We start from the raw sequence: 12,762 nt of genomic DNA, 5'->3' as shown, positions 1-12,762 counted from the left end.
GGCGGCCCGCTGCCCTTGGCCGCCTCCCCGGCCGGCGCCTGTACGTTCACCGGTACACGGCACCCCCGCCTCCCGCACCATGAGGAGTTCGTCATGACCGAGGAACAGTCCGGCGCCGGCCCGCTGGACGCACTGACGGACGTGTCCGGGATCCGCGTCGGGCACGCCCGGGTGCGGGGCGAGGGTGCCTTGAGCGGCACCACGGTCGTCCTCGCTCCCGAGGGCGGGGCCGTGGCCGCGGTCGACGTGCGCGGGGGCGGCCCCGGCACCAGGGAGACGGACGCGCTGGATCCGCGCAATCTGGTGCAGCGGATCGACGCGGTCGTCCTGACCGGCGGCAGCGCGTTCGGACTCGACGCCGCGTCCGGCGTGATGGCCTGGCTCGAGGAGCAGGGGCGTGGCGTCCGGGTCGGCCCGGATCCCTTCCAGGTGGTGCCCGTCGTCCCGGCGGCCTGCCTCTTCGACCTGGGCCGGGGAGGCGACTGGGGGGCCCGCCCCGACGCGTCGACGGGCCGCGCCGCAGTGGAGGCCGCAGCCGCCTCCGAGCCGGGTGCACGGGTCGCCGAGGGCACGGTGGGTGCGGGCACAGGGGCGGTGGCGGGGCAGATCAAGGGCGGGGTGGGCACCGCGAGCGTCCGCCTGCCCTCCGGGACCACGGTCGCCGCACTGGTCGTCGTCAACGCCGCGGGTTCCGTCGTCGACCCACGGACCGGAGTGCTGTACGGGGAGTACGGCGTGGGCGAGCCACCCGTGCGTCCGGCGCCCCCGGTGCACGAGGCCGCACGCCGGCGGCTGGCGGAGATCCGGGACGCCCGGGCCCGGAGCACGGGGAGCGAGAGCCACCACGGCGGCCCCCAGGGGAACGGCGTCCTCAACACGACCATCGCCGTCGTCGCCACCGACGCCGCCCTCCTGAGGGCCCAGGCGCAGAAGCTCGCGGGCACGGCGCACGACGGGCTGGCGCGCGCCGTACGGCCCGTGCACCTCCTCACCGACGGGGACACCGTCTTCGCCCTCTCCACCGGCCGGCTGCCGTTGCCCGCGGAACCCGTCCCCGCGCTCAACGACATCCTGGCGGCGGGGGCCGACGCCCTGGCCCGTGCCGTCGTGAAGGCCGCCAGGGCGGCCCGCGGGGCCGACGGCCCCGGAGGCACGTTCCCCTCGTACAGCGACCTCTACGGCGCGTCCTGAGAAGGCCGGGAAACCCTTGTACGGGACTGAGGGCGGGCAGCCGGATCTCGCGCGCGTCGCCGCCGGAGGACCGGGAACTTTCCGCGTGCGCCGTACGTTTTTTGCGAACCCCGGTCACGATGTCAGACCCAGGGACTACGTTATGCACGCATCAAGTAACACGCGGCAACGGCCTGGAGACAGCACCTTGAGCGATCCGTACGAGACAACCGAGCAGCACCTCGAGCGACTCCTGCGATGCGCCCTCAACTCCTTCGACCTCTCCGACACCACGGTCGACCGGCTCGGGACGGCCCTGGCGCACAGCAGCGCCCTGCACTCGTCCCACCACAGCGCCGTGCTGCACCGCGAGACCTACCGGCACAGCTACCTGCTCTCGGACGGCACCACGCTCACCCTGTGGGAGCTGGTGCACGGAGGCGGCAGGGACGTCCCGGCCCCCCGCCGCCACGAGCTGTACGACGACGAGGGCGACGCCCAGCTCGCCGCCTCCCGCCTCGCCGGCAGCCACTGGGACACACCCGCCCTGGGTGACGACAGCCTGCGGGACGACCTGGAGGCGCTCACGCTGCTCATGAGCGTCCCCCCGGCCCCCCTGCCCCGTGTCTACGCCCCGGACAATTCGGCGGACCACGCCCGCCGGGTCCTGCGCCGCGCGGAGAACGGCGACCGTCCGGGCGCCGCGACGGCCGGCCGGCTGCGGGCGGCCTTCGCCCACCACATCACCCAGGTCTTCGGCCGCCAGTACCGCGTCGACGGGCGGGACGCCGGTTTCACGCTCTACGAGCACGCCTTCCTCCTGCTGGACGGCAGCGAGACGAGCCTGTGGGAGGTCGAGCACACGGCCACACCCGACGGCCGCCACATGTGCGAGGTCTACGACGACGAGCGGTCCGCGCGCCTGGCCATGGAGGACCGCACCCGGATCTGCTGAAGCCGTCCGGTCCCGGCATCCCGCACCGGGCGACGGATTTCCCCATCAGGCCGGATCCTGACCTGATGGGGCGGCATCCTGGGACCCATGACGGACACCCCGGCACGGCTCCTGCGTCTGCTGTCGCTCCTCCAGACCCCGAGGGAGTGGCCGGGCAGCGAACTGGCGGGGCGCCTCGAGGTCAGTCCGCGCACCATCCGCCGCGACATCGACCGGCTCAGGGACCTCGGCTATCCGGTCGAGGCCTCGCGCGGCTCGGTCGGCGGCTACCGGCTGGTCGCGGGCACCGCCATGCCGCCACTCCTCCTGGACGACGAGGAGGCGGTGGCCATCGCGGTGGGGCTGCGGGCGGGAGCCGGGCACGCCATCGAAGGGGTCGACGAGGCGTCCGTGAGAGCCCTGGCCAAGCTGGAGCAGGTCCTGCCGGCCCGGCTGCGGCACCGCGTCTCCTCCCTGCAGAACGCCACCGTGCCCCTCACCCGCGGCGACGGCGCGACCATCGACCCGCGGACGCTCACGGTGATCGCCTCGGCCGTCACCGCGCGCGAACGGCTGCGCTTCGGCTACCTGGCCAGGGACGGGGTCGCGTCGAAGCGGCAGGCCGAGCCGTATCGGCTGGTGAGCACGGGCAGCCGCTGGTATCTGGTCGCCTACGACCTGGACCGCGAGGACTGGCGCACCTTCCGGGTGGACCGCATCAGTGAGCCGTTCGCCACCGGGTCCCGCTTCGACCCGCGCGAGCTGCCCGCCGGGGACGAGGACGGCGCGGAGCTCCTCGCCCGGTCGATGTCCCGGCTTCAGCCGGAGCTGACCGTCGACGTGCGGTTCGAGGCGCCGGCCGACGTCGTGGCGGCCCGGCTGCCGGCGGAACTCGGCACGATCGAGCCGAGCGGTGAACACGGCTGCCGGCTCCGCACGAACTCCCGGAGCTCCGTGGAGTGGGTGGCCCTGCGGCTCGCCCTGGTGGGCTGCGCGTTCGAGGCGTACGGACCGCCGGAGCTGGTGGAGCACCTCGGCGTCCTGGGTGCCCGTCTCTCGCGCGCCGCGGCACGGCCTCCGGCGGCGGGCCGGACATGAATGAGCCCCGGCGCCGGGGGGGGTGGGCGCCGGGACTCAGCTCAGGGGACCGGAAGGAGACCGGTCGTCGGGCCGGTGCGAACCGGCTTGACGGTGAGATTACGGGTTATCGGCTCACGCCGCAGCGTCAAAGCCCGTGTCGTGAGCCATTCGCTTCAATTCGAGCAACGCGTGCTTCTCGATCTGCCTGATCCGCTCCCGGGTCAGACCGTGCTGCTTGCCCACCTCGGTGAGGGTCCGCTCGCGGCCGTCCTCGATCCCGTAACGCATCTTGATGATGGAGGCGGTCCGGTTGTCGAGCTTGCCGATCAGGTCCTCGAGCTCCTCACTCCGCAGCAGCGTCATCACGGACTGCTCGGGCGACACGGCGGAGGTGTCTTCCAGGAGGTCCCCGAACTGGGTGTCGCCGTCGTCGTCCACGGACATGTTCAGGCTGACCGGGTCACGGGCCCAGTCCAGGACGTTGCCCACACGCTCCTGGGTGGAGTCCAGCTCGGCGGCGATCTCAGCGTGCTCCGGGTCGCGCCCGTGCTCACGGTTGAACTCGCGCTGCACCCGCCTGATCCTGCCGAGCTCCTCGACGAGGTGGACGGGGAGCCGGATCGTGCGGGACTGGTCGGCGATGGAACGCGTGATGGCCTGCCTGATCCACCAGGTGGCGTACGTCGAGAACTTGAAGCCCTTGGCGTAGTCGAACTTCTCGACCGCGCGCACCAGGCCCGCGTTGCCCTCCTGGATCAGGTCGAGCAGGGGCAGGCCCGCCCTCGGGTAGCGCCTGGCCACGGCAACGACGAGTCGGAGGTTGGAACGGATGAATATGTCCTTGGCGCGCTCGCTCTCGGCGACCAGCGCCTCCAGCTCCTCACGCTTCGCCCCACCGGCGTCGCTCTCCACGACACCGTCGAGTATCTGCTGGGCGTAGACGCCCGCCTCGATCGTCTGGGAGAGCTCTACCTCCTTGGCTGCGTCGAGCAGCGGTGTGCGAGCGATCTCGTCCAGGTACATGCCGACCAGGTCGCGATCGGCGATCTCCCCGCCCACGGCGCGAACACTGCTTGCCCGGTCGGTCCCGCCGGTGCTGGCGGACGAACGACGAGCGACGGCACGGGTTGCCATGCGAGCTCCCTTGCTGAGTAGGTCGCGACACCCTCCCGGGTGCCCTGCATCCGATGGAAACAACGACTGGAATCCGGACAGAATTCCCACGGGGACCATTCACTTTCGGGATCATGCAGTACCCTGTCGCCTCCAACGGGAGGACAGATGGTGCAGATACCCACAGAGCTCCAGGTCAGACCCGGAGTGGAGGCCGATCTGGAGGCCCTCACGGACATCTACAACCATTACGTCCGTGAGACCGCGCTCACATTCGACACGGTGACGTTCACCCCGCAGGAGCGACTGCCCTGGCTGCGCTCCCACCCGCAAGACGGCCCCCATCGGCTTCTGGTTGCTCTGGACCCTGGTACCCGGGACGACGCACCACATGTCCTCGGGTATGCCACCAGCAGCCCGTACCGCCCCAAGGCGGCGTACAGCACCTCGGTCGAGGTGAGCGTGTACTGCGCGCCGGGCACCACGGGCCGCGGCGTCGGCACGCTTCTCTACAAGGCCCTCTTCGAGGCTCTCGCCGACGAGGACCTCCACCGCGCCTACGCCGCGATCGCCCTGCCCAACGAGGCGTCGGTCCGGCTGCACGACGCCTTCGGCTTCCGCCTCGTCGGGACGTACGAGGAGGTGGGCCGCAAGTTCGGCCGCTACCGGGACGTCTCCTGGTACGAGAAGCCGCTGCTCAGCCGAACTGCACCGAGCGCTTCGCCAGCCCCATCCAGAAGCCGTCGATGACACTGCGCCCCTGATCGAGCTCGGCCTCGGCCGCGCCGAGCGTGACGAACAGCGGCGCGAAGTGCTCCGTGCGCGGGTGGGCCAGCCTGCCGGCCGGTGAGGCGTGCTCGAAGTCCAGCAGGGAGTCGACGTCCTGCGCCTGGAGCGCCCGGTGCCCCCAGTCGTCGAACTCGGCGGACCAGCCGGGGGTGCCACCGCCGGCGTGCCGCAGCGCCGCCAGGTTGTGCGTGAAGAAGCCGCTGCCGACGATCAGCACACCCTCGTCCCGCAGCGGGGCGAGCTTGCGGCCGATGGCCATCAGCTTCTGCGGGTCGAGCGTCGGCATCGAGATCTGCAGGACGGGGATGTCGGCGCCCGGGAACATCTCGACCAGCGGCACGTACGCCCCGTGGTCGAGACCGCGGTCGGGGATGTCCTGGACCGGGGTCCCGGCTCCGCGCAGCAGCTTGCGGACGTCGTCCGCGAGCTTCGGGGCTCCCGGAGCGGCGTACTGGACCTGGTAGTAGTGCTCGGGGAAGCCCCAGAAGTCGTAGACCAGCGGCACGGGCTGGACGGCACCGAGGGCGAGCGGGGCCTCCTCCCAGTGCGCGGAGACCATCAGGATCGCCTTGGGGCGGGGCAGCCCGGCCGACCAGGCGGCCAGCTCGCCGGGCCACACCGGGTCGTCGGCGAGCGGCGGCGCACCGTGCGAGAGGTAGAGGGCGGGCATACGTTCCGCGGTGACTGTCATGACACTCCCATTCCTCTGCCGATCAAGGTATGTGTGTTCTCTACAGGTACCGGGAACGGGCATCCGCGCGAGCACCTGGGATTCGGCGGATCGGCTCTTCGGACCCGAATCTTTGAATCTTCAAGTTCCAACTACCGGAGACCTTAGCTCTATCTAGTTCAACTTTCAAGAAAAGGTCGTACAGTGGAGTACATGACCACGGCATCACCCGGTGGGCCCCGGTGGCTCACCGACGAAGAGCAGAGCGTGTGGCGCGCGTACCTCCATGCCACCACGCTCATGGAGGACCACCTCGACCGCCAGTTGCAGCGCGACGCCGGCATGCCGCACACCTACTACGGCCTGCTGGTCAACCTCTCCCAGGCCCCCCGGCGCCGGAAGCGCATGACGGAGCTGGCCAAGGACGCCAAGATCACCCGGTCCCGTCTCTCGCACGCCGTCGCACGACTGGAGAAGAACGGCTGGGTCCGCCGCGAGGAGTGTCCCTCCGACAAGCGCGGCCAGAACGCCGTCCTCACCGACGAGGGCTACGACATGCTGGCGCGGTCCGCACCGGGACACGTCGAGGCCGTGCGCCAGGCGATGTTCGCCCGGCTCAGCCCTCAGCAGGTCGAGAGCCTCGGCGAGATCATGCAGGTCATCGCCACCGGCCTGCAGCCGGAGGGCACGGACGCGGATCTGCCCTGGCTCCGCTGAGCGGAGCCAGGGCAGACATGCCGGGACCGGCATCGAAGGCAGTCAGGCGTCACGCCCGGCGGCCCGGCGCCGGACCGGTCCCCCGGTCCGGCGCACCGTTCAGTGGGCGACGACCGGGATCTTGAACTCGTCCTCGACGCCGTCCGCCAGGTCCCCCGAGCCGGATGCCGAACCGGTGCCCGGACGTCCGGTGTTGATCAGCGTCACCGCGATCGCCGAGGCGACGACCAGGATGCCGACCGCCCACCAGATGGCCGAGGCGAAGCCGGTCACCATGGCCTGCAGCTGAAGCAGCTTCGGGTCGGACGCACCGGCCGCGTGGTCGGCGATGTACGCGGTGGTGGCACCGGCGGCGATGGTGTTGAGCAGCGCCGTACCGATGGCACCGCCGACCTGCTGCGAGGTGTTCACCATCGCGGAGGCCACACCCGCGTCACGCGGCTCGATACCGTGCGTGGCCAGCGACATCGCCGGCATGAACGCCGTTCCCATGCCCAGGCCCAGCAGCAGCTGGCCCGGCAGGATGACGGCCGCGTAGGAGGTGTCGATGTCCAGCTGGGTCAGCAGCAGCATGCCGATGGCCGCCACCAGGAAACCGGGGCCCATCAGCAGCCGCGGCGGGACCCGGGTCATCAGCCGCGCGCCGATCTGGGTGGAACCGGTGATCATGCCCGCGATCATCGGCAGGAACGCGAAACCGGTCTTGACCGGCGTGTACCCCTTGACCACCTGCAGGTAGTAGGTGAGGAAGAGGAAGAGCCCGAACATCGCGATGATGGCGAGCCCCAGCGACAGGTAGACCCCACCGCGGTTGCGCTCGGTCAGGACACGCAGCGGCAGCAGCGGGGACTTCACCCGCGACTCGGTGACGACGAAGGCCATCAGCAGTGCACCGGCGGCGATGAACATGCCGATGGTCAGCGAGTCCGACCAGCCGGCAGACTCGGCGCGGGTGAAGCCGTAGACCAGGGCCACCAGGCCCAGCGTGGACAGGACGACGCCGGGGATGTCGAGCGGGGAGCGGTTGCGGCTTCCGGCCGGCTCCCGGATGACGAAGTACGCACCCGCGGCGGCGAGCACGGCGAACGGGATGTTGACGAAGAAGGTCCAGCGCCAGTTCAGGTACTCGGTGAGGAAGCCGCCCAGGATCAGGCCGACCGCGCCACCGCCACCGGCGATGGCCCCGTAGATACCGAAGGCCTTGGCGCGCTCCTTGGCGTCGGTGAACATCACCGCGAGCAGCGAGAGCGCGGCCGGTGCGAGCAGGGCCCCGAAGACACCCTGCAGGGCGCGCGAGCCGAACATCATGGCCTGGCCGGTGGCGGCACCACCGAGCGCGGAGGCCAGGGCGAAGCCGATCAGGCCGACCAGGAAGGTCCGCTTACGGCCCCAGAGGTCGGCGATGCGTCCACCGAAGAGCAGCAGCCCGCCGAACGCGAGCGCGTACGCGGTGATCACCCACTGCTTGTTGCCGTCGGATATGCCCAGGTCGGTCTGGGCCGACGGCAGGGCGATGTTCACGATGGTCGCGTCGAGCACGACCATCAGCTGGGCGAGGGCGATGAACGCCAGCGCTTTCCAGCGACTGGGATCCGGAAGGGTGCCGGCTGTTTTCGACATGGGAGTAGCCACCTAGGGACACGAGAAGTTGCGAATTCGGCGGACGGGACGCGGACGGACCCGTGTACGGAGCCGAGAAAGGGCGGGCTGAACCGGCGGCCGGACCCCTGTGTCAGGGCCGGGCCGGATTCATGGGGCGGGTGCTGGCCGCAGGGGGCCGTGGGTCTGTGGGTCGGTTCTCCGGTGCGCGGGCGTCAGGACCCCGCGCGCAGGTCCTCCAAGGTCGCCGCCGATCCGGGCAGCTCGGAGCGGGCCGGGAATTCCAGGCCGTCCAGGAAGAGCTGCAGATGACGGTGGGTGAACCGGTCGATGTCCAGGCAGGCGACGCCGGGCAGCGGCCGGGTGAGCTGGGAGAGGGCGACGAGCACGTCACCGACGGCGATGTCGGTGCGCAGCCTCCCTGCGGACATGGCTCGCTCGACGAGCCCTTCGACGGCCTCTTCGAGGCGACGCCGCTCGCTGAGCAGGTCGGGATGGTCGGTGTCGAAACCGCCGGCCAGCATCGGGCACAGGGCGCCGATCCGTTCGTCGGCCGCCGCGTGCACGAAGCGGCTGAGCGCGGCGAAGGGGTCGGACTCGGCCGCGACGGCCTCTTCCAACCGGTCGGTGGTACGGGATGTGACGGCGAGGACGACCTCGTGGATCAGGGCCGCCCGGTCGGGGAAGTTCCGGTAGAGCGTGGCGTTGCCGACCCCGGCCCTGCGTGCGACCTCGTCGAGCGGCACGTCCGGCCCGAACTCGACGAACATCTCACGCGCGGCCACCACGATCCGCTCCCGGTTGCGCAGCGCGTCGGCCCGCGGGCGGGGCGTACGGCGCCGAGCGGCACAGGTGACGGTTTCGTCGACGGACTTCACGGACACGGCCCTTCCCTCCGGTGCGTGCGGCCCTCCGGCGCAACCGGGGACCGTGTCCCCGGTTAGCTGGGGACACAGGTGCAAACGGGGAGAGCGTCCCCGGTTATTTCACCGAACCGTGTGACCTGAGCCACAAACGGGAGTGAGCAGAAATACCCTCCTTCGGCGCACCCAGCGAGCGGTCCCCCACGACCCGGCTCAGGCTGATCGCGTGAGCGCAGCCCGGGGCCGGCCGGCTGCCGCGGACCGAAGGCGACGCCCTATGCAGCAGCCACGCCACCGGACACGCGGACATCGCCGCCCCCTCGCCCTCGCAGGGGCTACGGCCCTGGTCATCGCGACGACGGCATCGGCCAGCACCACCCTCCCGGTCGCCAGCCGGGCGTCCGCCGGACCGGTGGCCACACCGCGGGGCACCGGTCTCGCACCGTGCCGGATACCCACGGCCATGGGCGTGCAGATGTCGGAGGGAATACCGACACCACCGGGCTACGCGCGCTCCACCGGCCGGATCAGAGCCCTGAACCTGATGATCGACTTCCCCGACGCGGAGGCGAAGGAACCGGCGGCGGACCGGCTCGCGGAATTCTTCCCGCAGACCTCCGACTGGTTCCGCACCAGCTCCTACGGCCGGCTCACCTATCTGCCCGAGGCGCCCGTGAAGGACTGGCTCCGGATGCCGCTGCCGTTCTCCGAGTACGGGATAGAACGCGGCTCACCGTACGAACCGGGCTACCGCAAGATGGTCAAGGACCTCGTGACCGTCGCCGACCCGAAGGTCGACTTCTCCGAGTACGACCTGGTCAACGTGCTGGTCACCCCCAACGCAGGGCCCTCCGCGCTGGACACCGTCCTGTCCGTGACCTTCTCCGGCAACGACGACGCGCCCTTCGCCGACGGCGTCCCGCTCTCCAACACCTCCTTCGTCTACAGCCGGCAGGACGACGGCTCGGGCTCCTACGCGGAGACCGGCTACCGGGTGCTCCCCCACGAGAACGGCCACGTCTTCGGGCTGCCCGACCTCTACACGATGGAGGGCGGCGGCTCCGTGGGGCACTGGGACATCATGTCCGAGGACTGGGGGGCCAACAACGACCTCCTGGGCTGGCACAAGTGGAAGCTCGGCTGGCTGGACAGCGACCAGGTCAACTGCGCGGCCATGCCCGGCACCAGCGACCACGTCCTGGAACCGCTGGCCACGACAGGGGGCCCGAAGCTGGTCTTCGTACCGGTGAGCGCGCAGTCCGGCTACGCGGTGGAGGTACGGACCACGGAGGGCAACGACGAGGCCGTCTGCCGGCCCGGCGTCCTCATCTACAAGGTGAGTTCCGACGTGGACACCGGACAGGGGCCCGTCGCCGTCGAGGACAGTACCGAGGACAGCGGCGGATGCACCCGCCGGCCGAACGTCCACACCGAGCTCTCCGACGCCCCGTTCGAACCCGGCGAGACGTTCACCGACCGGGCCGACGGCATACGGATATCCGTGCTGGAGAAATCCCCCGACGGAAACTACCGGATACGGATCACCCGTCCGTGAGCCCTGCGCCCCTGCTGGGCCGCTCCTGACCGGCCGCAGGCCCTCCCCCTTCCCCTTCGCCCGCCCGCTCCTGACCTGCCGCAGGTCCTTCCCCTTCGACGGGCCGCTCCTGACCTGCCGCAGGTCCTTCCCCTTCGACGGGCCGCTGCAGAAGCGTGCCGCGCAGCTCCCTCTTGAGAATCTTCCCCGCCGCGTTCCGGGGCAGCGGCTCCCGTGTCACCAGCACATGAGCAGGCACCTTGAACGCTGCCAGCGTCCGGCCCACGTGGGCCCGCAGTGCCTCCGCCGTCGCGACGGCACCCGGGCGCACCCGGACGACCGCCGCGACCTCCTCCCCCAGCACGGGATGCGGGACACCGAGCACCGCGGCGTCCTCGACGTCGGGATGGTCGTGCAGCGCGGCCTCGACCTCCACGCAGTACACGTTCTCGCCGCCCCGGATCACCATGTCCTTGATCCGGTCGACGACGTACACCCGCCCGTCCCGGACGACGGCGAGATCCCCCGTACGGAACCAGCCGCCGGCGAACGCCCCGGCGGTCGCCGCCTCGTCGCACCAGTAGCCACGGACCAGGGACTGGCCGCGCAACCACAGCTCACCGGCCTCGCCGTCGGGAAGCGCCTCGCCCGCGGGACCGGCGATCCGCACCTCGGTGACCGGCGTCGGAGTGCCCACGGAGTCCGGATGAGCCCGGTACGCGGCACCGAAGTTGGCCAGCACCCCGCCACTGGTCTCGGTCAGCCCGTAGCCGTTGCGCGGCTCGATCCGCTCGCCGTGCCGGGCCGTGAGCCGCGCGACCAGGTCCGGCGGAGCCGCCGCCCCGCCGGTGTTGAGCCCCTTCAGGCTCTCCAGACCGTCGCCGGCGCGCTCCGCCGCAGCGAGCAGCTCCAGCGCGGTGGCCGGGACGCCCGCGTAGTGGGTGACCCCGTGCCGCCGGATCAGCCGCAGTGCCTCTCCGGCGTCCCACTTCGGCATCAGGACGAGGGTGCCGCCCGTCGACATCGCCGCGTACAGACTGGTGAACGCCGCGACGTGGAAGAACGGGAACGTCATCAGAGTGACCGGGGCGGGCCCCTGCCCGGGGATGACCCCACGGCACAGCGCGGAGACCGCCGCCTGGTAGCGCGGATTGAGTGCCGCGCCCGCCTGCGCGAGATGGGCGGCCACCGCCCCCTTGGGCCGCCCCGTCGTGCCGGAGGTGTAGATGATCGTGGCATCGTCCTCGGGCCGGACCTCCACCTCGGGCGGCGCCGCCGACGGATCGGGCTCGGGGAGGTCCGCGTACCGCTCAGCACCGGCCGGGACCTCTCCCGCGTCGCGGAAGACGACGAGGCGTGCCCCTGCCCTGTGGCTCCACCCGGCCACCTTCGGCAACTGCTCCGCGTCGACCAGCAGCACGGCCGGCTCGCAGTCGTCGAGGGCGTGGCCGAACTCCCCCTCGGTCCACCACGTGTTGAGAGGGACAGCGACGAGCCCGGCCAGCTGCACCGCCCAGAACGCGATCTGCCACTCGGGGTGATTACGCATCGCCACGACGGCCCGGTCCCCGGGGCGGAGCCCGTACGCGTCGGTGAGCCGCCGGGCCAGCGCGGAGGCGGCCGCGAAGAACTCACCGTACGAGCAGGTGCGTTCCCCCGAGACGAGGAACGGCTGGTCGCCGAACGCCCAGGTGGTCTCGACGAACTCACGCAGGGTGCGGGGGCCGTTCGCGTAGACGAGCGGCCCGTGCTCGGCGCGCACCACGGCGAACGGAGCACCCGGGGCGGTCAGCGACGCCTCGATACGGGCGCGATCCTCCTCGGTACGGTCGCGGCCCTCCGGGTCCTTCGGGTCGGGCGAACGGCTGGGATCGGTGTGCGGCACGAACGGCCTCTCCACGTGCTGGCTCAGCGGCCCGGCGACGCTATGCCCGCACCTGGGCCCCGTCAAGGAGCCCACGCGGCGGCTCGCACCATTCCGGCGGCATCGGCATCCGCCCGCCCCTGTGCCCAGCCTCATCGATGGCGGAGCACAGGCCGGGCCGCCCCACCCGCGACGACACCTATAACCCTCCGGGCCCCGAGCGGCCACCCGCTACACTGTCACCGGTGAGGCGGCCGTCATCGGCCGCACCACGACGACACTGCTGGGATCCAGCTGTCCGAGACCACGGCGATTGCCCGGTCCTCGGACACACGGCCCGGCAGTATCCCGGCCTTCGTAGCTCAGGGGATAGAGCACCGCTCTCCTAAAGCGGGTGTCGCAGGTTCGAATCCTGCCGGGGGCACAACG

Annotated in this window: 11 protein-coding genes and 1 tRNA gene; 7 read left to right on the top strand and 5 right to left on the bottom strand. The window is 71.2% G+C overall.

Features of this window, described 5'->3' with window-relative positions; translation table 11 throughout:
- Positions 1–93: 93 nt before the first annotated feature.
- The 3 genes from LWJ43_RS18725 (at position 94) to LWJ43_RS18715 (ending at position 3,202) form a co-directional block, all read left to right on the top strand.
- A complete protein-coding gene (locus tag LWJ43_RS18725) occupies positions 94–1,191 on the top strand; it encodes a P1 family peptidase (protein ID WP_277333380.1) in 1,098 nt (365 codons plus the stop codon).
- 187 nt (positions 1,192–1,378) lie between these two features.
- On the top strand, positions 1,379–2,125 hold the full coding sequence (locus LWJ43_RS18720) for a DUF6227 family protein (RefSeq protein WP_277333379.1): 747 nt from the start codon (positions 1,379–1,381) through the stop codon (positions 2,123–2,125).
- An 87-nt stretch (positions 2,126–2,212) separates the two neighbouring features.
- Positions 2,213–3,202, top strand: a complete 990-nt coding sequence (locus LWJ43_RS18715; protein ID WP_277333378.1) for a helix-turn-helix transcriptional regulator — start codon at positions 2,213–2,215, stop codon at positions 3,200–3,202.
- 114 nt (positions 3,203–3,316) lie between these two features.
- On the opposite strand, the gene LWJ43_RS18710 is transcribed toward LWJ43_RS18715, so the two are convergent.
- Positions 3,317–4,318 carry a sigma-70 family RNA polymerase sigma factor gene (locus LWJ43_RS18710; protein ID WP_277333377.1) on the bottom strand — a complete coding sequence of 334 codons (1,002 nt, stop codon included), beginning with the start codon at positions 4,316–4,318 and terminating at the stop codon, positions 3,317–3,319.
- 147 nt (positions 4,319–4,465) lie between these two features.
- Between LWJ43_RS18710 and LWJ43_RS18705 the strand changes: the two genes are divergently transcribed.
- On the top strand, positions 4,466–5,047 hold the full coding sequence (locus tag LWJ43_RS18705; protein ID WP_277333376.1) for a GNAT family N-acetyltransferase: 582 nt from the start codon (positions 4,466–4,468) through the stop codon (positions 5,045–5,047).
- On the opposite strand, the gene LWJ43_RS18700 is transcribed toward LWJ43_RS18705, so the two are convergent.
- The gene (locus LWJ43_RS18700) at positions 4,995–5,777 is read right to left on the bottom strand and encodes a dioxygenase family protein (RefSeq protein WP_277333375.1); all 783 of its coding nucleotides are present in this window, start codon (positions 5,775–5,777) and stop codon (positions 4,995–4,997) included. The two genes, LWJ43_RS18705 and LWJ43_RS18700, sit on opposite strands and share 53 nt — an antisense overlap.
- Before the next feature lie 183 nt (positions 5,778–5,960).
- Here LWJ43_RS18700 and LWJ43_RS18695 point away from each other — a divergent pair, with 183 nt between their 5' ends.
- Positions 5,961–6,473, top strand: a complete 513-nt coding sequence (locus LWJ43_RS18695) for a MarR family winged helix-turn-helix transcriptional regulator (protein WP_277333374.1) — start codon at positions 5,961–5,963, stop codon at positions 6,471–6,473.
- Positions 6,474–6,572: 99 nt separating this feature from the next.
- Here LWJ43_RS18695 and LWJ43_RS18690 read toward each other — a convergent pair whose 3' ends face one another.
- Together LWJ43_RS18690 and LWJ43_RS18685 are read right to left on the bottom strand one after the other, a co-directional pair.
- Positions 6,573–8,093: an MFS transporter gene (locus tag LWJ43_RS18690; protein ID WP_277333373.1), complete on the bottom strand. Its 1,521-nt coding sequence runs from the start codon at positions 8,091–8,093 to the stop codon at positions 6,573–6,575.
- Positions 8,094–8,287: 194 nt separating this feature from the next.
- A complete protein-coding gene (locus LWJ43_RS18685) occupies positions 8,288–8,950 on the bottom strand; it encodes a TetR/AcrR family transcriptional regulator (RefSeq protein ID WP_277335929.1) in 663 nt (220 codons plus the stop codon).
- A gap of 262 nt (positions 8,951–9,212) precedes the next feature.
- On the opposite strand from LWJ43_RS18685, the gene LWJ43_RS18680 reads away from it, so the two are divergent.
- Positions 9,213–10,490: a M6 family metalloprotease domain-containing protein gene (locus LWJ43_RS18680; protein WP_277333372.1), complete on the top strand. Its 1,278-nt coding sequence runs from the start codon at positions 9,213–9,215 to the stop codon at positions 10,488–10,490.
- On the opposite strand, the gene LWJ43_RS18675 is transcribed toward LWJ43_RS18680, so the two are convergent.
- Positions 10,477–12,354 carry a class I adenylate-forming enzyme family protein gene (locus tag LWJ43_RS18675; protein ID WP_277333371.1) on the bottom strand — a complete coding sequence of 626 codons (1,878 nt, stop codon included), beginning with the start codon at positions 12,352–12,354 and terminating at the stop codon, positions 10,477–10,479. The two genes, LWJ43_RS18680 and LWJ43_RS18675, sit on opposite strands and share 14 nt — an antisense overlap.
- Before the next feature lie 330 nt (positions 12,355–12,684).
- Here LWJ43_RS18675 and LWJ43_RS18670 point away from each other — a divergent pair.
- Positions 12,685–12,757 (top strand) — tRNA-Arg (locus LWJ43_RS18670).
- Positions 12,758–12,762: the final 5 nt, after the last annotated feature.

The sequence above is a fragment of the Streptomyces sp. JH34 genome (assembly GCF_029428875.1).
Lineage (GTDB): Bacteria > Actinomycetota > Actinomycetes > Streptomycetales > Streptomycetaceae > Streptomyces.
The sequence above is the reverse complement of the archived record's forward strand: the minus strand, read 5'-3'. Positions and strand labels throughout refer to the sequence as shown.